Source organism: Pseudoduganella chitinolytica (genome assembly GCF_029028125.1).
GTDB classification, from domain to species: Bacteria; Pseudomonadota; Gammaproteobacteria; order Burkholderiales; family Burkholderiaceae_D; genus Rugamonas; species Rugamonas chitinolytica.
On the sequence record NZ_CP119083.1, the window covers coordinates 47,028 to 71,577 of the forward strand.

20 protein-coding genes, 2 pseudogenes and 1 riboswitch are annotated in these 24,550 nt (G+C 67.4%); of the genes and pseudogenes, 11 read left to right on the forward strand and 11 right to left on the reverse strand.

Translation table 11 applies throughout. The features are described 5' to 3' along the window. Positions 1-5: 5 nt before the first annotated feature. Positions 6-1,190, reverse strand: coding sequence for an efflux RND transporter periplasmic adaptor subunit (locus PX653_RS00205; RefSeq protein WP_277415962.1), 1,185 nt, complete (start codon positions 1,188-1,190; stop codon positions 6-8). 168 nt (positions 1,191-1,358) lie between these two features. Next, positions 1,359-2,291 carry a transaldolase gene (gene tal, locus PX653_RS00210; RefSeq protein WP_277415963.1) on the reverse strand — a complete coding sequence of 311 codons (933 nt, stop codon included), beginning with the start codon at positions 2,289-2,291 and terminating at the stop codon, positions 1,359-1,361. 159 nt (positions 2,292-2,450) lie between these two features. After that, a riboswitch (glycine riboswitch) is annotated at positions 2,451-2,539 on the forward strand. Positions 2,540-2,702: 163 nt separating this feature from the next. Between tal and PX653_RS00215 the strand changes: the two genes are divergently transcribed. Both PX653_RS00215 and PX653_RS00220 read left to right on the forward strand, forming a co-directional pair. Next, the gene (locus PX653_RS00215; protein ID WP_277415964.1) at positions 2,703-4,022 is read left to right on the forward strand and encodes a D-amino acid dehydrogenase; all 1,320 of its coding nucleotides are present in this window, start codon (positions 2,703-2,705) and stop codon (positions 4,020-4,022) included. A 116-nt stretch (positions 4,023-4,138) separates the two neighbouring features. Then, positions 4,139-4,768, forward strand: a complete 630-nt coding sequence (locus PX653_RS00220; protein WP_277415965.1) for a DUF6624 domain-containing protein — start codon at positions 4,139-4,141, stop codon at positions 4,766-4,768. Positions 4,769-4,975: 207 nt separating this feature from the next. Here the strand turns inward: PX653_RS00220 and PX653_RS00225 are convergent, their stop codons facing one another. After that, complete coding sequence (locus PX653_RS00225) at positions 4,976-6,421, reverse strand: sensor histidine kinase (RefSeq protein WP_277415966.1); 1,446 nt, start codon at positions 6,419-6,421, stop codon at positions 4,976-4,978. A 1-nt stretch (position 6,422) separates the two neighbouring features. Then, positions 6,423-7,115: a response regulator gene (locus PX653_RS00230; protein WP_277415967.1), complete on the reverse strand. Its 693-nt coding sequence runs from the start codon at positions 7,113-7,115 to the stop codon at positions 6,423-6,425. A 95-nt stretch (positions 7,116-7,210) separates the two neighbouring features. Between PX653_RS00230 and PX653_RS00235 the strand changes: the two genes are divergently transcribed. The 5 genes and pseudogenes from PX653_RS00235 (at position 7,211) to PX653_RS00255 (ending at position 13,268) form a co-directional block, all read left to right on the forward strand. After that, positions 7,211-8,278 carry a porin gene (locus PX653_RS00235; RefSeq protein WP_277415968.1) on the forward strand — a complete coding sequence of 356 codons (1,068 nt, stop codon included), beginning with the start codon at positions 7,211-7,213 and terminating at the stop codon, positions 8,276-8,278. 1 nt (position 8,279) lies between these two features. Then, a pseudogene (locus PX653_RS00240) lies at positions 8,280-9,232 on the forward strand (Bug family tripartite tricarboxylate transporter substrate binding protein). A 41-nt stretch (positions 9,233-9,273) separates the two neighbouring features. Continuing rightward, positions 9,274-10,362, forward strand: a complete 1,089-nt coding sequence (locus PX653_RS00245) for an ABC transporter substrate-binding protein (RefSeq protein ID WP_277415969.1) — start codon at positions 9,274-9,276, stop codon at positions 10,360-10,362. A 10-nt stretch (positions 10,363-10,372) separates the two neighbouring features. Further along, positions 10,373-12,181, forward strand: coding sequence for an ABC transporter permease (locus tag PX653_RS00250; protein WP_371876397.1), 1,809 nt, complete (start codon positions 10,373-10,375; stop codon positions 12,179-12,181). A 27-nt stretch (positions 12,182-12,208) separates the two neighbouring features. Then, positions 12,209-13,268 (forward strand): annotated as a pseudogene (locus PX653_RS00255) (ABC transporter ATP-binding protein). A 96-nt stretch (positions 13,269-13,364) separates the two neighbouring features. Here the strand turns inward: PX653_RS00255 and PX653_RS00260 are convergent. After that, positions 13,365-13,571, reverse strand: coding sequence for a hypothetical protein (locus PX653_RS00260; protein ID WP_277415970.1), 207 nt, complete (start codon positions 13,569-13,571; stop codon positions 13,365-13,367). Positions 13,572-13,766: 195 nt separating this feature from the next. Here PX653_RS00260 and PX653_RS00265 point away from each other — a divergent pair, with 195 nt between their 5' ends. Continuing rightward, the gene (locus PX653_RS00265) at positions 13,767-14,753 is read left to right on the forward strand and encodes a LysR family transcriptional regulator (RefSeq protein WP_277415971.1); all 987 of its coding nucleotides are present in this window, start codon (positions 13,767-13,769) and stop codon (positions 14,751-14,753) included. On the opposite strand, the gene PX653_RS00270 is transcribed toward PX653_RS00265, so the two are convergent. The 5 genes from PX653_RS00270 to pgi all read right to left on the reverse strand — a co-directional run bounded on the left by PX653_RS00270 (position 14,714) and on the right by pgi (position 20,428). Beyond that, positions 14,714-15,406: an aspartate/glutamate racemase family protein gene (locus tag PX653_RS00270; protein ID WP_277415972.1), complete on the reverse strand. Its 693-nt coding sequence runs from the start codon at positions 15,404-15,406 to the stop codon at positions 14,714-14,716. The two genes, PX653_RS00265 and PX653_RS00270, sit on opposite strands and share 40 nt — an antisense overlap. A gap of 16 nt (positions 15,407-15,422) precedes the next feature. Beyond that, the gene (locus tag PX653_RS00275; protein WP_107143437.1) at positions 15,423-16,277 is read right to left on the reverse strand and encodes an SIS domain-containing protein; all 855 of its coding nucleotides are present in this window, start codon (positions 16,275-16,277) and stop codon (positions 15,423-15,425) included. Positions 16,278-16,325: 48 nt separating this feature from the next. Then, on the reverse strand, positions 16,326-17,798 hold the full coding sequence (zwf, locus tag PX653_RS00280) for a glucose-6-phosphate dehydrogenase (protein WP_277415973.1): 1,473 nt from the start codon (positions 17,796-17,798) through the stop codon (positions 16,326-16,328). A gap of 84 nt (positions 17,799-17,882) precedes the next feature. Beyond that, on the reverse strand, positions 17,883-18,782 hold the full coding sequence (locus PX653_RS00285; RefSeq protein ID WP_277415974.1) for an SMP-30/gluconolactonase/LRE family protein: 900 nt from the start codon (positions 18,780-18,782) through the stop codon (positions 17,883-17,885). After that, complete coding sequence (pgi, locus tag PX653_RS00290) at positions 18,779-20,428, reverse strand: glucose-6-phosphate isomerase (RefSeq protein ID WP_277415975.1); 1,650 nt, start codon at positions 20,426-20,428, stop codon at positions 18,779-18,781. The genes PX653_RS00285 and pgi overlap by 4 nt, the downstream gene beginning before the upstream one ends. A 210-nt stretch (positions 20,429-20,638) precedes the next feature. Between pgi and edd the strand changes: the two genes are divergently transcribed. The 3 genes from edd to PX653_RS00305 all read left to right on the forward strand — a co-directional run bounded on the left by edd (position 20,639) and on the right by PX653_RS00305 (position 23,788). After that, a complete protein-coding gene (edd, locus tag PX653_RS00295; protein WP_277415976.1) occupies positions 20,639-22,558 on the forward strand; it encodes a phosphogluconate dehydratase in 1,920 nt (639 codons plus the stop codon). A 3-nt stretch (positions 22,559-22,561) separates the two neighbouring features. After that, the gene (gene eda, locus PX653_RS00300) at positions 22,562-23,182 is read left to right on the forward strand and encodes a bifunctional 4-hydroxy-2-oxoglutarate aldolase/2-dehydro-3-deoxy-phosphogluconate aldolase (RefSeq protein WP_277415977.1); all 621 of its coding nucleotides are present in this window, start codon (positions 22,562-22,564) and stop codon (positions 23,180-23,182) included. A 120-nt stretch (positions 23,183-23,302) separates the two neighbouring features. Next, positions 23,303-23,788 carry a hypothetical protein gene (locus PX653_RS00305; protein WP_277415978.1) on the forward strand — a complete coding sequence of 162 codons (486 nt, stop codon included), beginning with the start codon at positions 23,303-23,305 and terminating at the stop codon, positions 23,786-23,788. A 17-nt stretch (positions 23,789-23,805) separates the two neighbouring features. Here PX653_RS00305 and PX653_RS00310 read toward each other — a convergent pair whose 3' ends face one another. After that, positions 23,806-24,525 (reverse strand): helix-turn-helix transcriptional regulator, encoded by a 720-nt coding sequence (locus PX653_RS00310; RefSeq protein WP_277415979.1) that lies wholly within the window; start codon positions 24,523-24,525, stop codon positions 23,806-23,808. Positions 24,526-24,550: the final 25 nt, after the last annotated feature.

The window sequence follows — 24,550 nt, forward strand, 5'->3', positions numbered from 1 at the left end:
CCCGCTTATTTCGCGGCCGGTGCGGCGTTGGGCGCGCTGCCGCCGTTCGCAGGCGCCGCGGGTTGCCACGGCTGCGGTGTCACGGCCGCCCCCGGCTTGGCTTTCTGGAAGCCTTCGACGATGATGCGCTCGCCGCCTTTCAGGCCGTCGCTGACGATCCACTTGTCGCCCGTCGACGCTTCGGCCTTGACGGGGCGCGCCACGACCTTGTTGTCGCTGCCGACGATCATGACGGAGGAACCTTCGGCGCCGCGCACGACGGCCTGCTGCGGCACCGCGATGGCCGCCTCGTTGACGCCTTGTTCCAGGCGCGCGCGCACGTACATTCCGGGCAGCAGGGTGCGTTTCGGATTCGGGAACTCAGCCCGCATCGACACGGAGCCGGTGGTCTCGTCCACCGACACGTCGGCGAACAGCAGCTTGCCCGGCTGACCGTACTCCTCGCCGTTTTCCATCAGCAGCGTGACACGGGCCTGGTCGCGGCCCGCGCTTTTCAGGCGGCCGCTCGCCAGGGCCTGGCGCAATTGCGCCATCTCGGTGGAAGACTGCGTGATCGTCACGTAGATCGGGTCGAGCTGCTGCACGGTGGCCATCGGCGTCGCTTCGCCTTGGCCCACCAGCGCGCCTTCGGTGACGAGGGCGCGGCCCACGCGGCCGGAGATCGGCGCCGTGACGGTGGCATAGCCGAGTGTCAGGCCGGCCGTCTGGCGCGCGGCGCGCGCGGTAGCCAGGTCTGCGGCGGCCTGCTTCTGCGCCGTCACGGCGTCGTCGTATTCCTGCTGGCTGACGGCTTGCGCGGCCAGCAGCGGCTTGTAGCGTTTGACCTTCAGGTCGGCCTGCGCCAGGTTGGCCTCGGCCTTGGCCACGGCCGCCTGCGCGCTGGCGTAGTTGGCCTGGAACTCGGCCGGGTCGATGCGGAACAGGACGTCGCCCGCCTTGACGTCGCCGCCTTCCTGGAACACCCGTTTCAGCACGATGCCGGGCGTGCGTGCGCGCACCTGCGCGATGCGCGACGCTTCCACCCGGCCGGGCAGTTCGTCGGTGACGGCGACGGCAGCGGGGGCAACGGTGATGACTGAGACGGTCGGAGGCGGTGGAGCGGGAGGGGCGGTGTCTTCCTTGCCGCAAGCCGCCAGCAGGGAGAGGGACGTGGCGACAGCGAGGACGGGGATGCTGCGAACAGATCTCATGGATGTCTCGTGAAGGATGAACTTTGTCAGGGCGCGTCTTCCCTTGCGGCGTGGAAGGGAAGAGAAACATTGTATATCACTGTCAAATGTAACGTTTTGTACATGTTGCGGCAAAAACAAAGGGAGCCGCAGCTCCCTTGTGTCCATCCGATGAGACGCGCCAGCCGATCAGCGCATGCCGGAAATGATCTGTTTCAGCTTGCCCGAATCGGCGCAGAAGGCGCGGATGCCTTCGGCCAGCTTCTCGGTGGCCATCGCATCTTCGTTCAGCATGAAGCGGAACGTCTTCTCGTCCAGCGACATCTTGGCGGCGGCGCCGGTGGCCGTTTCGGCCGACAGCTTGCGCTCGACGGGGCCCTCGGTGTCGGCCAGCTTTTGCAGCAGGTCCGGGCTGATCGTCAGCAGGTCGCAGCCGGCCAGTTCCAGGATCTGGCTCGTGTTGCGGAAGCTGGCACCCATCACCTCGGTCTCGTAGCCGAACTTGCGGTAGTAGTTGTAGATGCGCTTGACCGACTGCACGCCCGGGTCTTCCGCGCCGTCGTACTCGAGGCCGGTCTGCTTCTTGTGCCAGTCGTAGATGCGGCCGACGAACGGGGAGATCAGCTGCACGCGCGCCTCGGCGCAGGCGATCGCCTGCGGCAGCGAGAACAGCAGCGTGAGGTTACAGTGGATCATTTCCTTCTCGAGGATCTCGGCGGCCTTGATGCCTTCCCAGGTCGAGGCGATCTTGATCAGCACGCGCTCGCGGTCGAAGCCGGCGCGCTCGTACAGGTCGATCAGCTCGCGGCCCTTGGCCACGTTGGCTTCCACGTCGAACGACAGGCGCGCATCGATCTCGGTCGAGACGCGGCCGGACACGACCTTCAGGATCTCGCCGCCGAACGCGATCAGGAGCTTGTCGATCACCTCGCCGGTGGAGGCGTGCGGATTGTCGCGCACGGCCTTTTCCAGCAGGGGCTTGTATTCATCCTTCTGCACCGCCTTCAGGATCAGCGACGGGTTGGTGGTGGCGTCGCGCGGCGTGTAGGCCTTGATCGACTGGAAATCGCCGGTGTCGGCGACGACCTTGGTGTACTTCTTGAGCTGTTCGAGTTGATTCATGACTGGGCCGAAAGTGGTAAGGGCAAAAGACTATTGTACCGAAACTCCCCCAGTGCGCGAGGTTTTCGCGGCAGTGCCGGACTGTTGTCTTTTTGCCCAGCCTCTTGCAAAGCCGCCCAGGTACGGTATCCTTGCTGCACTTGGTTAAAAGCCAACAGTTACGCGGTATCGGGAGAGTCTGGCCCCGCCAGCGCCGAAGGAGCAACTGCCCCGTCAATCTCTCAGGTACAAGGGACCGGTACCGCACGATCGCACTCTGAAGAGTTGCCGGCGCATGGCGCGCGCGGCGCACCGAAGGAGCAAGCGCCGGCAGGCCGATCGCACGCCGGCGTGAATCTCTCAGGTTCCGTACAGAGGGGGTGTGGCGGCGCGCGTGCGCCGTCTCCACCTCAATGGCGCTGACAGGATCACATGAAAACCATCGCAGTCATCGGCGGCGGCATCACCGGCGTCACCACCGCGTACGCGCTGGCACAGCGCGGCCTGGCCGTCACCCTGTTCGAACAGCATCGCTATCCGGCCATGGAAACCTCGTACGCCAACGGCGGCCAGCTGTCGGCGTCCAACGCGGAGGTATGGAACCACTGGGGCACCGTCAGGAAAGGCGTCGCCTGGATGCTGCGGCGCGATGCGCCCTTGCTGGTGCGCCCGCACCCCACGTGGCACAAGCTGTCATGGTTTGCCGAGTTCCTGGCCGCCGTGCCGCGCTACCGCGACAACACGGTGGCCACGGCGCGCATGGCCGTCGCCGCGCGCGAGCACCTGTTCGCCTGGGCGGCGCAGGAAGGCATCGCCTTCGACCAGCGCCGCCAGGGCATCCTGCACATCTACCGCGACAAGGCCGCCTTCGACCATGCCGCCCAGGTGACGAAGCTGCTGGCGCAAGGCGGCCTGCCGCGCCGCGGTGTCACGCCGCAGGAGATGCGCGCCATCGAACCCACGCTGGCGGGCGACTATTACGGCGGCTTCTATACGGAGAGCGACAGCAGCGGCGACATCCACAAGTTCACCACCGGCCTGGCGCGCGCTTGCCAGCGCCACGGCGTGGCGCTGCTGTGCCAGCGCGAGGTGCTGGCGCTGGCCGTCGACGACCATGGCGCCAGCGTCACGGTGCGCCATGGCGAGGTGCAGGACACGTGCAGCTTCGACGCGGCGGTCGTCTGCGCCGGCACCGCCAGCCGCGCGCTGGCGGCGATGGTGGGCGACCGCGTCAACGTCTACCCCGTCAAGGGCTACTCGATCACCGTGCACCTGGCGGACAGTGCCAGCCAGGCCGCCGCGCCGACGGTCAGCCTGCTCGACGACGCCACCAAGCTGGTGGCCAGCCGCTTCGGCCAGGACCGGCTGCGCGTGGCCGGCACGGCGGAATTCGCCGGCTACGACCGCGACATCCGCCAGGACCGCATCCGCCCGTTGGTGGAGTGGGTGGAACGCTGTTTCCCCGGCGTCTCGACGACCAGCGTGGTGCCCTGGGCCGGCCTGCGCCCGATGATGCCCGACACGATGCCGCGCGTGGGCCGGGGCCGCACGCCGTTCGTGTTCTACAACACGGGCCATGGGCACCTGGGCTGGACCCTGTCCGCCGCGACGGCGGAGACGGTGGCGCATGACGTGTATGCCGCCGTGGAGCCGGCGGCGGGCGGCGGCGGGCCCCGCTGGCGGCCTGAAGCCAAAGGGCAGGCGGCAGGTGCGGGCGCACATCGAGGTCGGCTACAGGAGAACAGGGTATGACTGAAGCGATTGGATCGCGCAAGATGGACGCATGCGAACCGACCGCTGCTGCGCTCGACGAGATTCCGTGTAAGATAGGCCAATAACAACGTTGCATCTTTGCACACCTTTCTGTCGTGCAGGCCATCCAGGTGCACGCCTCCAGATTCATATCGGTCGATGCCATGCCAATCAGCGTTTCGGGACCGGTGGCGATTGCCATCTTTTGTTTTATTACATCAGCGCATGCCGATGAGTGCGAAGACCCGGTCCTTGCGGCGACTTACAGTCGCATGTTGAGCGATGACCAGGCATTGCGTGGCCGTTATATCGAAATCCTGGAGCGCGAACACGCCAAGGTCAGCGTCGATGCAGCCGAGAAGGCGAACATCGAAGATTCGATCCTGGCTGGCGACGCGAAGAACCAGGAGGAGCTCGACCGCTTGGTCAAACGATGCGGCTGGCCGAAACGTATCGACAATGGCAAGGCTGCGCGCTCGGCATATTTCATTATTCAGCACGCGCCTCTTGCTTATCAGTTGAAGTATCTTCCCGTGGTTCGTGGGGCAAACAAGCGTGGCGAAATCTCGAACGAAAAACTTGCGTCCCTGGAGGATCGTATTCTCGTGAGGCAGGGCAAAGGCCAAAGATACGGCACCGAGTTCCAGCACGGCAGTAATAAGGTCTTTCCAATCCACGACAGTAAAAACGTCAACAGGAGACGAAAGGAGATCGGGCTGCCGCCGTTGACCGGTTTCCCGCTTTGATACAGGCCATGCGCTCGAGATCGGACGCGAAACGAAAGTTGGGGCTCCCTTCGCTTCCGGCCGTAGTCATCGGTGCGCATTGCCATGCGCCTTGCCCTGGCTGATGAAGCGGAAAGGGAGACTTGCGGCGAAGCGGCCGGCATTCATGCGTGAGCGGTGAAGGTTCGCAAAACGCCCTCGGCATAGGAGCGCTTGCTCCATGATTCATCATTCGTCCCCAGCGGGCAGCACCACGCGCACCAGCAGCCCCTTGCCTTGCGCCCCATCCAGCAACGCCAGCGTCGCCCCATGCAGCGCGGCGATATCGCTGACGATGGCCAGGCCCAGCCCGGCCCCGCCCGGATTGACCTGCATCGACGCGGCGGCCCGGTAGAACGGCGCGAACACCCGTTCCCGTTCCGCCGCCGGGATACCGGGGCCGCCGTCTTCCACCTCCAGCACGGCCATGCCGTCTTCCGCGCGCACGCGCAGCACGACCGCGCCGCCGGCCGGCGTGTAGCGCAGCGCGTTGTCGACCAGGTTGGCCACCAGTTCGTGCAGCAGCAGGCCTTGGCCCGTCACCGTCACTTCCTCCGGTGCCTCCAGTGCCAGGTCGATCTGCGCTCGCACGGCGTTCGGCGCCAGCTCCAGCGCGACCTGCTGCACCAGCGCGCGCAGCGCCACCGGCTCGGCCAGGCCGCCCTTGCTGTGCTCGATGCGGGCCAGCGTCAAGAGGCGGTTGGCCAGGTGGACGGCGGAGTCGGTGGTGGCGGCGATGCCGGCCAGGACGTCGGTCACCGCGGCCGGCGCGCCATGCCGGGCGATCTCGCGCTGCGCCATCTCCGCCTGCGTGCGCAGTACCGTCAGCGGCGTGCGCAGCTGGTGCGAGGCGTCGGCGATGAAGCGGCGCTGGCTGTTGATCAGGCCCGCCGTGCGCGACATCGATGCGTTCATCGCTTCCACCAGCGGCCGTACCTCACGGTGCACCAGCGCGGGATCGAGGTCGGACAGGTCGGACACGCTGCGCGACTCCACCTCGCGCTTGAGGCGCATCAGCGGCTGCAGCACCAGGCGCACGGCGAACCAGATCAACAGCGCTGCCGCCGCCACGAGGCCGGCCTGCCACAACACCGTGTCGAACAGGATCTTGTTGGTCAGGCCGCGCCGCGCATCCAGCGTCTCGCCCACCTGGATCAGCGCGATGCCGCGCATGGAGTCGTCGTACACGGGCTGCAGCAGGGCGGCGATGCGGATCGGCTGGCCGTTGTACTGGGCGTGGTAGAAGCGCACCAGCGCCGGATAGCTTTCCGAGCGGGGCACGTGCTTCGGCACCGGCGGCAGGTCGTCGTAGCCGGACACCGTCTCGCCCGCCAGCCCCGTCACCTTGTAGTAGATGCGGCCCAGCGTGTCGGTCTCGAAGCTGTCCAGCGCCACGTACGGCACGTCGGCCACTACCTTGCCGCCGCTGATCGACACCCGTTCGGCCAGCGCGCGCGTGGAAGCGAGCAGCGAGCGGTCGTAGGCGATATCGGCCGCGTCGAGCGCGTTGTGGTAGGCCGAGACCATATTGAGCACTTCCAGCACGACCAGCGGCAGCAGCAGCCAGCGCAGCAACTGGCCGCGCAGGCTGCCCACCGAGGCCGTCCCACGGGGCCGCTCGCCCGGCACCGCCATGTCAGGCCGGGTCGCGCGGCTGCAGCAGGTAGCCGATGCCGCGCAGCGTGGTGATGGCGGCGGCGCCCGGCTGGCCGCTCTCGAGCTTCTTGCGCACGCGGTGGATGTATAGTTCGATGGCGTCCAGGTTGGCGTCGTCCGCCAGCGCGAACACCTCGTCGAACAGTTTTTCCTTGGCGACCGCGCGGCCGCTCTTCGTGATCAGCGCTTCCAGCACGGCATGTTCGCGCGGCGTCAGGGCCAGGCCTTGCTCGTAGTACGTGAACATGCGCGTGACGGTGTCGAAGGCCAGCGCGCCGCAGCGGTACACCAGCGCCTCGTTGCCGAGGCCCCGCCGCAGCAGCGCCCTGACGCGCGCCTCCAGTTCGACCAGCTCGAACGGCTTGGCCAGGTAGTCGTCCGCGCCCAGGTTCAAGCCCTGCACGCGGTCTTCCAGGCCGCCGCGCGCCGTCAGGATCAGTACCGGCGTCTTGCCGCCCGCGCCGCCGCGGGCGCGCAGGCGCTTCAAGACCTCCAGGCCATCCATCTTCGGCAGCGTCAGGTCGAGGATGACCAGGGCATACTCCTGCGTGTGCAGCAGCGCATCCGCGTCGGCGCCATTGGTCGCGCACTCCACCGTCAGGTGTGCATCGCGCAGCGCCTTGGCGAGCCAGTGTTGCAGTTCGGTGTGGTCTTCGACCAGGAGTATGCGCATCGTCTGAAAGCAATTTGAAAGGTTGACGAATCTATAGTACGTCCATGCCCCGCCACGAGGGCAAGCAGCGACACTATAAACCCAGGAGACAATCCGTGAAAAGAAGCACCATCGCCAGCGGCACGCTGGCTGCCGTGGCCTGCCTGGCCGCCGTCCAGTCCCACGCCCAGTCCGCCGTCACCCTGTACGGCCTGCTCGACACGGGCATCGATTACGCCTCCAACGCCGCTCCCGGCGGCCACGCAGTCACCCGCGTCAGCTCGGGCGGCATGAACACGTCGCGCTGGGGGATCAAGGGCAGCGAGGACCTGGGCGACGGCCTCAAGGCGGTCTATCAACTCGAAGGCGGCATCCTGATGGACACCGGCGGCATCGACGGCCAGCTGTTCCGCCGCCAGGCCAACGTCGGCCTGGAGGGCAAGTATGGCCGTCTCGTGCTGGGCCGTTCGTTCACCAGCGTGTACGACACCGTGATCCGCTTCGACCCGATGGGCTTCGCGCCGTTCTACTCGTGGGCCACGACAGGCAACGCGACGGCTCCCAGCAAATACGGCATGACGACAGGCTTCGACAACCTCGTCAAGTATTCCGGCGGCACGGGCGACTTCAAGTACGGCCTGTCGTACGGCATGGGCGAGCAGGCCACCAATGGCGGCGACAGCGCCCGGTACGCGGCCGCCGTCAGCTACCAGAGCGACGACGTCGGCCTGATGGCGACGTGGGAGCGCGTCAATGGCAATACGGTGGCGCTGACGGGGCGGCGCGATGCCGCCCGCGTGTTCCACCTGGGCACCTACTACGCCATCGACAAGGTCAAGTTCTGGGCGGCCGGGCGCAATTACCGGCTCGAACCGGGATCCGTCGGTGCGGACATTAAGGCCAATACCTACTGGACCGGCGTGGCCTACAAGCCGGTGCCGAACGTCACGCTGACGGGCGCCGTCTACTACCTGGACGTCAAGAACACGGCCGCCGGCAAGGATGCCGACCCGCTGATGTTCGTCGCGCGCTACCGCTACGCGCTGTCCAAGCGCACCGACCTGTATGCCACCGTCGCCTATGCGAAGGCAAAGCACGACCAGCTGGTCGGGCTGTCGCGCGACGACCCCGGCTTCGGCGACACGCAGCGTGGCGCCATGGTCGGCATCCAGCACCGGTTCTGACATGCGTGCCGCCATCCTCGCGTTGCTCTGGGCCGGCACCGCGGCCAGCGCCGGCGCCGTCGAATGCATCGTGCCTTCCAAGCCGGGCGGCGCGATGGACCTGACGTGCAAGCTGGTGCGGGACGGCCTGCGCCAGTTGCCGGACACGGCCCGCACGCCGCTGCGCCTGAGCTATGCGCCGGGCGGCATCGGCGCGGTGGCATGGCATTCGCTGGTCTCCGGCCGGCGCGGCGACGGCGATACGCTGGTGGCGTTTTCCGGCGGCTCCCTGCTCAACCTCGCGCAGGGCAAGTTCGGCAAGGCCAAGCCGGGCGACGTGCGCTGGGTCGCGGCGCTGGGGGCCGACTACGGCATGATCGCCGTGCGTGGCGATTCGCCGTTCCACACCCTGGCGGACCTGGTCGCCGCGCTCAAGCGCGATCCCGCCAAGGTGCTGGTCGGCGTCTCCGGCACCATCGGCAGCCAGGACTGGCTCAAGATGGCACTGCTGGTGCGCACGGCCGGCATCGACCCGAAAGTGCTGCGCTTCGTGGCGCTCGAAGGCGGCGGCGAGGCCTTTACGGCCATGCAGGCCAACTACGTGCAGGTGGTGTCGGGCGACGCTTCCGAAGCGCGCCTGATGTCCGCCAACGGCAAGGTGCGCGTGCTGGCGGTGCTGTCCGAACAGCGCCTGCCCGGTGCGCTGGCCGCCGTTCCCACCGCGCGCGAGCAGGGCTATGACGTCGTCTGGCCCACCATCCGCGGCGTCTGGATGGGCCCCCAGGCTTCCGATGCGGACTACGCGCGCTGGGTGGGCACGTTCGACCGCATGATGGCCACCCCGAGTTTGCCCGGCTGCGCGCAGCGGCCGGCCTGTACCCGCTGACCCTGACGGGGCCGGCACTGACCGATTACGTCAACAAGGCCGTGGACGACTACGGCAAGCGTGCCAGCCAGCTTGGCCTGATGCGCTGAACTTCCACCACACGACAACCACGACATCAACGGAGACCATCATGATCATCAAGAATACTATCGCGGCAGCCATCATGACCCTGTGCGCCGGCGCGGCCTTTGCCCAGGTCCCGCCGGGCTATCCGGCCGACTACCAGAAACTGGTCGACGCGGCGAAGAAGGAGGGCAAGCTGGTGGTGTACGGCGCCACCGACAGCAAGGCCACCCAGCCGCTGATCCGTGACTTCTCCGCGCTGTACCCGGGGATCAGCGTCGAGTACAACGACATGAACTCGACCGAGGTGTACAACCGCTTCATATCCGAACGCGCGGCCGGCGGCAATACGGCCGACGTGATGTGGTCCTCCGCGATGGACCTGCAGATCAAGCTGGCCGCCGAAGGCAGCGCGCTGCAGTACAAGTCCGTCGAGGCGGCGCAGCTGCCGGCGTGGGCGGTGTGGGAGCACAAGGCCTACGGCACCACGTTCGAGCCGGCCGCCATCGTCTACAACAAGCGCCTGCTGGCGGCCAACGAGGTGCCTGCGACGCACGACGACTTCGCCCGCCTGATCCAGCAGCCGAAGTTCCGCGACAAGGTCACCACCTACGACATCGAGAAATCCGGCGTGGGCTTCATGTTCATGACGCACGACGCGGCCGCCTACCCGAAATTCGCCGAGCTGCGGAAGGCCTTCGGCGTGGCCAAGGTGCGGGTGCAGTCGTCCACCGGCACGATGATGGAACGGATCTCGTCCGGGGAGAACCTGATCGGCTACAACGTGCTGGGCTCCTACGCGCTGGTGCGCGCCAAGACCGATCCGTCGATCGGCGTCGTGCTGCCGAAGGACTACACGCAGATCATGTCGCGCGTGGTGTTCATCAACAAGGCGGCGAAGAACGTCAACGCGGCCAAGCTGTGGCTCGACTACATGCTGTCCAAGCGGGGCCAGGCGATCATCGCCAACGAGTCGAAGCTGTACGCGATCCGGGCCGACGTGACGGGCGAGACGACCAGCGCTGACCTGATCAAGACGATCGGCCAGGCCAACATCAAGCCCATCCCCGTCAACCCGAGCGTGCTGGAATACCTGGCGCCGGCCAAGCGGATGGCGTTCCTGAAGGGCTGGAAAGACACGGCCGGCAAGAAGTAAGGGGCAGATCATGCAGACCGCAACCATCGCCGGCACCACCGGCGCCACCATTCCCGCGCTGGCGGCGCGGCGCGGCCCCCGGGTCAACCTGCTGCGCGGCCTCGTTGTCGTGCTGACGGCGCTGGCGATCTTCATGCCGCTGTGCCTGATCTTCTACCAGAGCTTCCTGTCGGCGCCATTCTTCATGCCCGATGCCGTGGCCGGCCTGGACGCCTACCGCTTCATCGTCGACGATCCCGACTTCGGCATGGCGTTCAAGAACGGCTTGCTGCTGGCGACCGGCCTGGCCGCCATCGCCGTGCCGCTGGGCGGCATGCTGGCCTTCCTGATGGTGCGTACCGACCTGCCTGGCCGCAGCTGGATCGCGCCGCTGCTGCTGGTGCCGATCTTCGTCTCGCCGATGGTGATGGGCTTCGGCTACGTCGTCGCGATGGGCCCCGTCGGGTTCTACTCGACGTGGATCAAGGACCTGGTCGGCTTCATCCCGTGGAACGTGTATTCGTTCACCAGCATCGTCGTCATCGCCGGCCTGACGCACGTGCCGCACGTGTACCTGTATGCCTCGTCGGCGCTGCGCAGCCTGGGTTCGGACGTGGAGGAGGCGGCCCGCGTGGCCGGCGCCTCGCCGCTGCGCGTGATGCTGACGGTCTCGCTGCCGATGATCATGCCGGCCCTGGCCTACGCCGGCGTGCTGGTGTTCTTCCTAGGCTTCGAGGTGTTCGGGCTGGTGCTGGTGCTGGGTGACCCGGAAGGGCACCTGGTGCTGCCGACCTACCTGTACAAGCTGACGAATAAACTGGGCACGCCGTCGTACCACCTGATGGCCGCCGTCGCGGTCTGCCTCGTGATGGTGACGATGCCGCTGGTGATGCTGCAGCGCTGGCTGCTGCGCAGCGCGAACAAGTACGTCTCGATCAAGGGCAAGGGCGCGCGCAGCAAGGCGCTGCCGCTGGGGCGCTGGAAATGGCTGGCCTTCGCCCTGCTGGGGGCGTGGCTGCTGCTGACGATCGTCATGCCGCTGTCGGGCATCGCGCTGCGCTCGTTCGTGCAGTACTGGGGCGAGGGCGTCAGCCTGGCCGGCGTGCTGACCTTGCAGCACTTCCGCGACATCCTCGAGCAGCCGGCGCTGATGCGGGCCATCGTCAACACGGTGCTGATCGGCGTCGTCGGCGGCGGCCTGGCCGTGTTCTGCTACAGCTTCATCGCGCTGGCGATGCACCGCCGCCAGGACGGCATCGCCCGCTTCCTCGACTACAGCGTGCTGGTGCCCCGTGCCATCCCCGGCCTGCTGGCGGGGCTGGCGTTCCTGTGGGTGTTCCTGTTCGTGCCCAGCTGGCTGGACGGCTTGCTGAAGGGGGCCGACAACGCCGTTGCCGCCTGGCTGTCGGCCCACCTGGTGCCGGCGCTGCGCGAGCTGCGCACGACCATCTTCGCGGTCTGGCTGGCGTATTCCGTCGTGTGGATGGCCTACGGCATGCGCCTGATCTCCACCGCGCTGCTGCAGGTGGGGCCCGAGCTGGAAGAGGCGGCGCGCGCCGTCGGCGCGCGGCGCGGCCAGGTGGTCCGCCACGTCACGCTGCCGCTGGTGCGCTACGGCCTGCTGGGCAGCTGGCTGATGATCTTCCTGATCTTCGAGCGCGAGTATTCCACCGGCGTGTACCTGCTGTCGCCCGGCACGGAAGTGATCGGCGCCATGCTGGTCTCGCTGTGGGCGGGCGGGTCGACGGAACTGGTCGCCGCGCTGTCCTTCATCAATATCACGCTGGTGGCCATCGGCCTCGGCATCGCGCTGCGCTTCGGCGTCAAGCTGCACGACTAGGAGTTTCACATGAAACGGGACCTCAACATGAACGAACTGACCGTCGACGAACTGCACCTCGACTATGGCAGCGGTGCCCACGCCAACCCGATCCTGAAGGGCGTGTCGATGCACCTGCAAAAAGGCGAAGTGGTGGCGCTGCTGGGCCCATCGGGCAGCGGCAAGACCACGTTGCTGCGCGCCGTGGCGGGACTGGAAAGCGCGCGCCAGGGCACCATCGACATCGGCGCGCGTCGCGTCTTCGACGGCGCGAGGAAGTTCGAGATGCCGGCGGAAGAACGCAACCTGGGCCTGGTGTTCCAGTCGTATGCACTGTGGCCGCACAAGAACGTGTTCGACAACGTCGGCTATGGCCTGACCCTGCGCCGCATGGCCAAGCCGGACATCAAGGCACGCGTGATGGAGGTGCTGGGCCAGCTGGGCCTGGGCCACCTGGCCGAACGCTTCCCGCACCAGCTCTCGGGTGGCCAGCAGCAGCGGGTGGCCATCGCCCGCGCGCTGGTCTACAACCCGCCCGTGATCCTGCTGGACGAGCCGCTGTCCAACCTGGACGCCAAGCTGCGCGAGGAAGCGCGGGCGTTCCTGCGCGAGCTGATCGTGCGCCTGGGCCTGTCCGCGCTGATGGTGACGCACGACCAGGCCGAGGCGATGGCGATCTCCGACCGCATCCTGCTGCTCAATAACGGGCGCATCGAGCAGCAGGGTACGCCGCAGGCCATGTACGAAACGCCGGACACGCTGTTCACGGCCGAATTCATGGGCAGCAACAACCGGCTGCCAGGCGCGCTGGTGCAGCGCGACGGCGAGCGCGTCGTCATCGACGTCGCCGGCACGCGGCTGCAGGGGTCGCCCGGGGCAATCCGGGGCGGACATCACGCCGGTGGTGCGCGTGGAGGAAGTGCGCGTCAGCGCCAGTCCCGCCGAGAACGCGCTGGCGCTGCCGCTGTCCACCTGCATGTACCTGGGCGACCGGTGGGAGTGCCTGTTCAAGGCCGGGGACACCAGTGTGCGGGCATATGCGCGCACGCGGCTGGAGGAGGGCACCTACTGGCTGCAGATGCCGGCCGAGAAGCTGTGGGTGTTCTGAGTCGCCTCGACGAGCCGCCCGGCCAGTAGCCGGGCGTTGGCCGTTACTGGACCGGGACTGCGCCGCAGCGCAGCCGTCGTGCGGTGATTCGCATTGCTACGCCATGGCGACGGCGGCCGTGGCGACCGGACCGTGGGCCAGCAGGATGGCGAGGAGCGCGGGCGCCAGCAGCAGCACGGCGGCAGCGATGCGGAAGGCCCGGTCGATCAGGCGCTCCGTGTCGTCGTCAGGAACGTCCGCGCGATTGTCGTCGGCTGGCGTTACAGTGGTGCGATCGCAGGTGTTGCGGGTGATGGTCGTCATGATGGTCTCCCTGGCTGGTGGTGGCGTTCGGGGTGTGCAACGGCGCACCCGGTGAAGCCAGCATACGGCGCCCGCGAGGGGCCGACAATCCGGTCAATCGGCACAACACTGTGTCGAACAAGGAAACAGTCGCCGGATGCGGCAACAACCCCTACAATGACCCGATCCGCCCCAGCGGCGCCCGCCGGAGAACGCATGGATCGCCTTGCCGACAACCTGTCCGACCTGTTCGTGCTGGTCAAGGTCGTGGAACTGAAGAGTTTTTCAAAGGCGGCCCTGGCGACAGGCGCCACCAAGTCGACCGTGAGCAAGCAGGTGCGCCGGCTCGAGGAAACGCTGGGCGCGAAGCTGCTGTACCGTACCACGCGGCATGTGGCGTTGACCGAGGCCGGCGAGCTGGCGTACCGGCACGGCCTGCGCATCGTCGAGCAGGCCACGGCGCTGCGCGGCGCGGTCGACAGCCTGCAGGAAGCCCCGCGCGGCCATCTGCGCGTTACCACCTCCGTCGCCTTCGGCAACCTGCACCTCAGTGCCCTCGTCGCGCAGTTCCTCGCGCGCTACCCGGACATCACCGTCGTGCTGTCGTTGAGCGACCGCTACGTCGACGTGGTCGAGGAGGGCTTCGATGTCGCCATCCGCCTGACCAGCAATCCGGTCGACAGCCTCGTCGCGCGCCGCCTGGCCGCCCTGGATTACGTGGTGTGCGCCACGCCGGCCTACCTGGCCGCACGCGAGCGGATCGCCACGCCGGCCGGCCTGGCCGCGCACAATTGCATGGTAGCGGGCCAAGGCCTGGAAGACACGTGGCGTTTTACGCGCGGCGACGAGGGCAGCGAAGTGCGCGTAACGGGGCGCCTGGCCGTCAACAGCAGCGAATCGCTGCGCCAGGCCGTACTGCAGGGGATCGGCGTCGGCCTGTTGCCGACCTACGCCGTCGATGCCGACCTGCGCGCGGGTGCCCTGGACGTGGTGCTGCCCGGCTACCGCGCCGAAGGTCGCTTCGGCAACAGCGTCCACGCGATCTTCGCCCCGAGCCGGTTCAACACGCCGAAGATGCGGGTGTTCATCGATTTCTTGCTGGAGAAGTTCGGAGCGGGCGCGCTGTGGTCTGCGGCATCGCCGGGGTACGAGAGCAACAGCGCTCAGCCGCCCAGTGCCAGCGCCACCGCGGCTTCGCAGTGAATCCGCGTGGTATCGAAAACAGGGATGTCGACGTCGTCCTGGCGGACCAGCAGCGGAATCTCGGTGCAGCCCAGGATGCACCCTTGCGCGCCCTGCCGGGCCAGGCCGGCGATGATCTCGCAGAACACCTGGCGGCTGGCGGCATTCATCCGGTTGTGCACCAGCTCGTCGTAGATGATGGCGTGGATGCGCTCCTGGTCCGCTGCCGACGGCGTGACGGTGTCGATGCCGTGCGCCGCCAGCCGGTCATGATAGAAACGTCCCGCCATCGTTTGCTTCACGCCCAGCAGCGCGACCTTGCGCAGGCCGGACGCCTGCACCCGCGCTGCCGTCGCGTCGACGATGCTGAGGAAGGGCAGCTCGACGAGCGGCAGCAGGGCGGGCGCGAAGCGGTGCGCGCCGTTGGCACAGAACAGGAAGAAGTCCGCGCCGCCCGCCTGCAGTCGTGCCACCTGCTCGGCGAGGAAGGCCACGATGGCCGGTGGATCGTCGGCGCGCGATGTGAAGTCGAACTGGTCCATGCTTTGCAGGACGATGCGCGCACTGTGCGCATCGCCTTCACGCTGGACAACGAGTTCGCTGATGATGCGGTAGTACTCCGCGGTGGAGGCCCAGCCGATGCCGCCCAGCAGGCCGATGGTCTTCTGTTGCATGCCGGCCGTTCCCCGCTCAGCCGATGAACGAGTCGAACTGCACCTCGAACTCCTGCAGCGCCTTCTGCGCGTTCTGCATCTGGCGGCGGAACTCGGGGCCGCGCTGCAGCGCCAGGCCGACGGCCAGCACGTCGATGACGACGAGGTAGGCCAGGCGCGCCGAGATCGGCGTGTACGGGTCGGTGTTGAAGATCAGGTCGATCGGGATCAGCACGGTGGCCAGGTCCGCCAGCGGCGTGCCGGACGGGGCCAGCACGATCACGTCCGCGCCGCCGTCCCGCGCCAGGTGCACGGAGCGCACCAGCGCCGGGCTGTTGCCGCGCTGGGAGATCGCCACCACGCAGTCGCCCTTCTTCAAGAGCGCGGCGGCGATGCTGTGGATGGCCGGGTCGGAATAGGCCACCGTCGGCACGCCGGAGCGGAAGAACTTGTGCTGCGCATCCGCCGCCACGATGCCGGACGTGCCCTGGCCGTAGAACTCGATCTTCTTGGCGCGCGACAGGATGTCGAGCGCCGCCTGGACGGGTTCGTGGTGCAGGTTGTTGCGCAGGTCCAGCAAGGTGTTGATCGAGCGGCTGCAGATTTTATTGACGAGGTCCGACGCCAGGTCATCCTGCGACGGCGCCTCGTTCAGGCCGGGCAGGGCCAGGGCCAGGCCCTGCGCCAGCTTCAGCTTGAACTCGTGCCAGCCGTCGTAGCCCAGGGTACGGCAGAAGCGCACGACGGTCGGCTCGGACACCTGGGCGCTCTTGGCCAGCGCCGTGATGTTCGAGCTGACCGTGCGCGACGGGTTGTCGAGCACGGCCAGCGCGACCTTGCGTTCCGATTTGGACAGCGAGTCGAGCTGGGTGCGGATGGAGTCCAGTAGCATCAGGGGCGTCAGGTTCGGCGTGGATAAAGGCAGGGTGGTCAAGGTCGCTCAGTCCTCGGGCAGCGCTTCCTCGCGCCACTGCAGGCCGTCGCGCCCGATCAGCGCGCTGGCGGCGGCCGGGCCCCACGTGCCGGAGGTGTACGGCAGCGGTGCCGTGTCGTCCTGCTCCCAGTTGTTCAGGATCGGCTCGACCCATTCCCACGCCGCTTCCAGCTCGTCGCCGCGCATGAACAAGGTCAGCTGCCCGCGCAGCACGTCGAGGAGCAGGCGCTCGTAGGCATCCATGCGTGGCGTCTTGAACGTCTCGCGGAAGTCCAGCTCCAGCTCGGCCGGTTTCAGGCGCATGCCTTCGCCCGGCGTCTTCGCCATCAGGTTCATGCGCAGGCCTTCGTCCGGCTGCAGGCGGATGACGAGGGAGTTCGGCTGGAACGACGACGTCGGCTGGTTGAAGATCGAGTGCGGGATCTGCTTGAAGCGCACGACGATTTCCGCCAGGCCGTCGGCCATGCGCTTGCCGGTGCGCAGGTAGAACGGCACGCCGGCCCAGCGCCACGTGTCGATTTCCGCCTTCATCGCAACGAAGGTCTCGGTGCGCGAATTCTGCGGGGCTTCCGGCTCGTCGCGGTAGCTCGGCACCGGCTGGCCGTCCACGTGGCCGGCGCGGTACTGGCCGCGCACGATGTTCTGCGCCAGGGTCGTCGGCGTGAAGCGCTTCAGCGAGCGCAGCACCTGCAGCTTGGCGTCGCGCACGGCATCCGGCGCGGTCGACGCGGGCGGCTCCATCGCCACGATGCACAGCAGTTGCAGCAGGTGGTTCTGCAGCATGTCGCGCAGCGCGCCCGACGTATCGTAGTAGCCGATGCGGTTGCCCACGCCCAGCTTCTCGGCGATGGTGATCTGCACGTCCGAGATCCATTCGCGGCGCCACAGGGGCTCGAACAGGATGTTGCCGAAGCGCAGCGCCAGCAGGTTCTGTACGGTTTCCTTGCCCAGGTAGTGATCGATCCGGTAGATCTGCGATTCCTCGAATACCTCGCCCACTTCGCGGTTGATCTGCTTGGCCGACGCCAGGTCGCGGCCCAGCGGCTTTTCCAGCACCACGCGCGACTGCGGCGTGACCAGGCCGTTTTCCTTCAGGTTGTCGCAGATCTGCGCGAACAGCGCGGGCGGCGTGGCCAGGTAGTACACGCGGTTCAGGCCCGGCTCGTCGCGCAGCGCCTGCGCCAGGCCCTGGTACGAGCCGGCATCGGTCGCGTCGACGGACACGTAGACGATGCGGCTGGTGAAGCGCGCCCACGTCTCCGGCGTCACCTTCGGGTTCTTGATATGGGGCCGCGACGTCGAGTTGACCGTCTCGATAAATTCTTCCGTGGTGTTGTCGTGCCGGCCCACGCAGATGATGCGCGCGGTCGGCGGCAGGTCGCCGCACACGTCGCGCGAGAACATCGCTGGCAGCAGCTTGCGCATTGCAAGGTCGCCGCTGCCGCCAAACAGAACCAGGTCAAAATCGGTGAGAGCCATAGTATGTAGAGGTTGAATGCTGTGGAGGATTACTACCGAAAATCGGGCGTCCGGTGAAAATATACTACAGGATGCCGCCGTTTGCTAAGGCGCCGCGCGTGGCCCAACATACGCCGGTTGTTCGAGGCCGGCAACGGGCACACGGAGCGCCAGTACCGTGCCGGACAGCGGGTACTGGTCCAGCTCCGCCAGGGGCCGCTTGCCCGCGCTCGTGACGTACAGCGTGCGCAGGTCGGGGCCGCCGAACGCCACCATCGTGGGGCAGCGCACGGGCAGCGCGATGGCGTCGAGCTGCGTGCCGTCGGGCGCCAGCTTGACGATGCGGCCGCCCTCGAACATCGCCACCCAGTAGTTGCCCTCGCTGTCGACGGCGGCGCCATCCGGCCGGCCGCCATAGTTGCTGGCCTTGTCCTGCGAGAACTCGACGAGCGGGCGCAGGTTGGTGGCGCTGCCGGTCGTCGCATCGAAGTCGAGCCGGCGTACCGTGTGCGACGTGGTGTCGGCGTGGTACATCGTGGCGTTGTCCGGACTGAACGCCAGGCCATTGGAGTTGGTCATGCCGCCCGCCCAGGCCAGGCGCACCTGGCCCTTGTCCAGCACGTACATCTCGGCGGCGGGACGGTCGCGCGGCTCGTAGATCGTGCCGACCCAGAAGCGGCCGGCCGCATCGACCTTGCCGTCGTTGAAGCGGGCTTTCGACTGGTCGAACGGTGCCGGCGCGATCTCGGTGACGGTACTCGTGGCGGGATCGAGGTGGACGAAGCCGGCGCGGGTGGCGACGACGATGCCGCCGTCCGCATGCCGGGCCAGTGCCGACGGCTCGGCCGCCATCGGCCAGACGTCATGGCGGCCGGTTGCCGCGGCCAGGCGGTGCACCGCGAAGCCGTCGATGTCGACCCAGTACAGGGCCTGCTCGCGCGGTTCCCACAGCGGGCCTTCGCCCACCTGCATGCGGTCCTGCCACACTACGGTGATGTCGCTCATGGGACTTGCGCGCCTTTCGCCATGACGATCAGGCCGTTGGTGGAGCTGTCGTGCGCGGCCGGATCGACGTCGCCTTCCAGCTCGGCCTGGATCTTCTTCGCCAGCACCTTGCCCAGCTCCACGCCCCACTGGTCGAAGCTGGCGATGTCCCAGATGACGCCCTGCACGAAGGTCTTGTGTTCGTACAGCGCGATCAGCGCGCCCAGCGTGGCGGGCGTCAGCTGGTCCATCAGGATCGTGTTGGACGGGCGGTTGCCGGGGAAGGTCTTGTGCGGCACCAGTTCGTCGATCTTCGTCTCGGTCAGGCCCTGCGCCTGCAGTTCGGCGCGCACCTCGTCGGCCGACTTGCCCTTCATGAACGCTTCCGACTGCGCGAAGCAGTTGGCCAGCAGCGCATCGTGGTGCCCTTCCAGGTCATGCGTGGCGCGCAGCGCCGCGATGAAGTCGATCGGCACCACGTCCGTGCCCTGGTGCAGCAGCTGGAAGTAGGCGTGCTGCGCATTGGTGCCGCATTCGCCCCACACGATCGGGCAGGTCGGCGTATCGACGGGCTGGCCGTTACGCGTCACGCGCTTGCCGTTGCTCTCCATGTCGAGCTGCTGCAGGTAGGCCGGGAAGCGGTTCAGGTCCTGGTGATACGGCGCGATCGACAGCGACGTCGCCCCCAGGAACTGGCGGTTCCAGAAGCCGACCAGGGCCAGCAGCACCGGCATGTTCTGCGCCAGCGGGGCCGTGCGGAAGTGCTCGTCCATCGCATGGGCGCCTTCCAGCATCGTCTGGAAGTAGCCGAAGCCCACCGCCAGCGCGACCGACAGGCCGATGGCCGACCAGACGGAGTAACGGCCGCCGACCCAGTCCCAGAACGGGAACATGTTGTCCAGGTCGATGCCGAACTTGCTGACGGCTTCCTTGTTGGTGGAGACGGCGACGAAGTGGCGGGCCAGGTCTTCCTCGCGGCCTTCGCACAGGAACCAGCGCCGCGCCGTTTGCGCGTTCAGCATCGTCTCGGCCGTCGTGAACGTTTTCGACGCCACGATGAACAGCGTCGTCTCGTGGTTGACCTGGGCCAGCACGGCATCCATGTCGTGGCCGTCCACGTTGGAGACGAAGTGCATCTTCAGGCGTGGGTGGGCGTACGAGCGCAGCGCCAGCACGGCCATCTTCGGCCCCAGGTCGGAGCCGCCGATGCCGATATTGACGATGTCGGTGATGGGCTTGCCGCTGTAGCCCAGCCAGGTGCCGTTGCGCACCTTGTCGGTGAAGCCTTTTACGCGGTCGAGCACGGCATGCACGTCGACGTTGACGTCCTGGCCGTCGACGACCAGCGCCTTGCCGCGCGGCATACGCAGGGCCGTGTGCAGCACGCTGCGATGTTCGGTAAGATTAATTTTGTCGCCGGCAAACATGGCGTCGCGCTGCGCCTCGACGCCGCGTTCGCGCGCCAGGTCCACCAGCAGCTCGACGGTGCGCTGGTCGAGGCGGTTTTTCGAATAGTCCAGGAACAGGCCGGCCGCGTCGACGGTCAGCGCGGGAAAGCGCTGGGGATCGGCGGCAAACAGCTGGCGCATCTGCCAGTCGCGCGCTTCGGCGGCATGGGATTGCAGGGCTTGGTAGCTGACGGTGGTCGTGAGTGCAGGCTGGCGCATGAGATGATGAGTCAGTTGGGAATATTGGCTAACTATACAGGAAAAGCGGGTAACTTCACTACGCTGGTGACCGCAATGCAGCAAAAATATCTGCCATGATGCCCGGTTGCTCTAACAGTCGCGCTGTTCATGTCACTCGTGCGGCGGTGAAAAATGCACGCCGGCGCGCAATGTAGTAAAATTTCGGGAATTCATCGATAAGGAAGCATAATGGCCTTGCACCCAGTCCTCGAAAAAGTCACTGCGCGCATCGTGGCGCGCAGCCGTCCGTCGCGCGGCGCCTACCTGGCGCACCTCGAAGCGGCCCGCGTCAAGGGCCCGCAGCGCGGCACGCTGTCCTGCACCAACCTCGCGCACGGCTTTGCCGCATTCCCCGCCAACGACAAGCTGGTCCTGAAGGAAGTGAAGAAGCCTTCCGTCGCGATCGTATCGTCGTACAACGACATGCTGTCGGCGCACCAGCCGTTCGAGTACTTCCCGAAAATTATCAAGGACGCCGTGCGCGAAGTGGGCGCGGTGGCGCAGTTCGCCGGCGGCGTGCCGGCCATGTGCGACGGCGTCACGCAGGGCCAGCCGGGCATGGAGCTGTCGCTGTTCTCGCGCGACGCGATCGCCATGGGCACTGCGATCGCGCTGTCGCACAATATGTTCGACGCGGCCGTGTACCTGGGCATCTGCGACAAGATCGTGCCGGGCCTGTTGATCGGCGCGCTGCACTTCGGCCACCTGCCGGCCGTCTTCATCCCGGGCGGACCGATGACGTCGGGCCTGTCGAACAAGGAAAAGGCCGCGATCCGCCAGCGCTACGCGCAAGGCAAGGCCACCCGCGAGGAACTGCTCGAAGGCGAGGCCCAGTCGTACCACGGCGCCGGCACCTGCACTTTCTACGGCACGGCCAACAGCAACCAGATGTTGATGGAAGTGATGGGCCTGCACCTGCCCGGCGCCGCCTTCATCACGCCGGGCACGGAACTGCGCGACCAGCTGACGGCGGCCGCCGCCCAGCGCGCGGCGCGCATCTCCGAACAGGGCGACGAATACATCCCGGTCGGCCACATCGTCGACGAGAAATGCATCGTCAACGCCATCGTCGCGCTGCTGGCGACGGGTGGCTCGACCAACCACACGCTGCACCTGCCGGCGATCGCCAAGGCGGCCGGCATCGTGATCGACTGGGACGACTTCAACGACCTGTCCGCCGTCGTGCCGCTGCTGGCGCGCATCTACCCGAACGGCGACGCGGACGTGAACCACTTCCACGCGGCCGGCGGCACGGGCTTCGTCATCCGCGAACTGCTCGATGCGGGCCTGCTGCACGACGACGTCACGACGGTGCTGGGCAAGGGCCTGCGCAACCACTGCAAGGAGCCGTTCCTGGGCGAAGGCGGCAAGGGCGTCGTGTTCAAGGATTCGCCAGCCGTGTCGGGCGACACCAACGTGGTGCGCACCGCGGCCGAACCGTTCTCGAAGGACGGCGGCATGGTGCTGGTCGACGGTAACCTGGGCCGCGCCATCATGAAGGTCTCGGCCGTCAAGCCGGAGCACCGCGCAGTCGAGGCGCCGGCGCTGGTGTTCAATTCGCAGGAAGACTTCATGGCCGCGTACAAGGCCGGCCAGCTCGATCGCGACTTCGTCGCCGTGCTGCGCTTCCAGGGCCCGCGCGCCAACGGCATGCCGGAGCTGCATGCGCTGACCCCGGCGCTGGCCAATCTGCAGGATGCCGGCCGCAAGGTGGCACTGGTGACGGACGGCCGCATGTCGGGTGCTTCGGGCAAGGTGCCGGCGGCGATCCACGTGTCGCCCGAGATCCTGGCGGGCGGGCCGCTGGGCCTCGTGCGCGACGGCGACATCATCCACCTGGACGCCGCCACCGGCGTGCTGGAAGCCAAGGTCGACACCAAGGTCTGGCACTCGCGCGCGCAGGCGCAGGCCGACCTGACGCCCAGCCACGTCGGCATGGGCCGTGAGCTGTTCGGCATGTTCCGCCACAGCGTCTCGGCGGCGGAGCAGGGTGCGACGACGTTCGGCCTGCCGTCGGCCCGCGACACCACCGTGGAGCTGCACGGCGGCGACAACGTGGGCGATACGGTGCCCGGTTCCGATGAAGATTTCCTTGCCAAGAAAGCGTAAAACATGAACCTGCTCGACATTATGCGTACCTCGGCCGTGATCCCCGTGATCGCGATCGACGATCCCGACCACGCCGTACCGCTGGCCAAGGCCCTGGTCGCCGGCGGCATCCGCGTACTGGAAGTCACGTTGCGCACGCCGCACGGCCTGGGCGCGATCCGCGCCATGAGCGCGGTGGAAGGCGCCATCGTCGGCGTGGGCACGCTGACGCAGCCAGAGGAATTCGCCGCCGCGCGCGACGCCGGCGCCGTGTTCGGCGTGTCGCCGGGCCTGACGGATGCGCTGATCGCGGCGCAGAAGTCGTCCGGCCTGCCGCTGCTGCCGGGCGTGATGACGCCGTCGGAAGTGATGAAGGCGCGCGAGCAGGGCTTCAAGCAATTGAAGCTGTTCCCGGCCGTGCCGGCGGGTGGCGTGGGCATGCTGAGCGCGATCGCCGGGCCGCTGTCGGACATCACGTTCTGCCCGACGGGCGGCATTTCGCAAGAAACCGCACCTGCCTTCCTGGCACTGAAGAACGTGGCCTGCGTGGGCGGCTCGTGGCTGACCCCGAAGGATGCGCTGAAGGCGGGCGACTGGGACCACATCACGGCGCTGGCGAAGGCGGCGAGCGCATTGCGCGGCTGAGGTTTTCCGGCCTTGTCACGACGGCGCCTGCGGGCGCCGTTTTTCATGGTGCCGTGCATGGTGTGCCGTGCCCGCGGCGCCAGCCGGAATATATAATTGGCAACTCCAAACGATTCCGGGATGCGCATGACAACGCAGTACGACACCCATCCAGCCGGCGCGCCGGCAGGCCAGACCCCGCGCGGCGGCTGGCGCGCCACCGTCGCAGTGGTGCTGGGAGCGCTGGCCACGGCGGCGCTGCTGGCGCATGCGGCGCTGGCCTGGCGCCAGCATGACCGTCCGGCCTTCGATGCGGCCGCGCCGGGCCAGCGTTACGCCGTCCAGCTGGCGAACGGCCAGATGTTCTTCGGCGTGCTGCGCCAGGTGGGACCGGCGCACGTGCAACTGGAAGACGTCTATTACGTGCAGCCGTTCACGCGCCCGGATGGCGGCCAAGGCAACCGTCTCGTGAGCCGCCAGAAAAACGACTGGCACGGCCCGCAGACGCTGACGATCCCTGCCGACAAGGTCGTCACGATGGAGCTGGTCGGCGCCCAGTCGCAACTGGCCACGCTGATCGCCCAGGACAAGGCACAAACCCCTGCGGCGGCACCGGCGCCGCGCTGAGCGGGATCCGAGCCGTATCAGAAGCGGGGCCGGCTGCGCCGGTCCTGCAGGGCCTTGCGCAGCGCAATCTTGCTGTGCACGCCCAGCTTGCGATAGATGCGGGCCAGGTGGCACTGCACTGTCGATGTGGACACCCCCATCAGGCGGGCGACCTCCTTGACGGGGCGGCCGTCCGCATAGGCATGCGCGACCGCCAGCTCACGGCCCGTCAGAGGTTCCGTGGGCGCCGCCGGAGCCTCCAGCGTGGCCAGCGCACGTGCCGCCTTGGCGCGGCGTACCTGCTGGGCCGTCAGGACGGCCTGCGCTGCATGGCCCATCGCTTGTTGCTCACGCGCGCTGAACGGCTCGCCGTGCGCACGCAGCAGGCCCAGCCAGGCTGCCGCCTGGCCGCTGCCGTCCGGTTTGGCAAACGCCATCGCGTGACGGCCGTCGTAGCCCTGCCAGAACCTGAATGCGGGAGAGTGCGGAGGGCACAGGGCGGCCGCCGCGAGGACATGTACCCGCTCCGGCGCGGCGACAGCGCAAGCGGCGACGGGATCGACTGCGGCAATGGTCGAGTACTCGCTCGCCATTGCCGGGGGGCGACCGTGCACGCGCACGTCATCCCAACTACCCGGCGCGCCGGCGGCCCACAGCAGGCCGTCGAACGGGATGTCGCGCTGCAGCCAGGCCAGGGCGCGATCGAAGAATTCAGGCTCTGTGCCGAACAGTGCCGCCTCGAAAATTTCCAGTTGCATCCGCGCTTGCCCGTTCTCTTAAAGA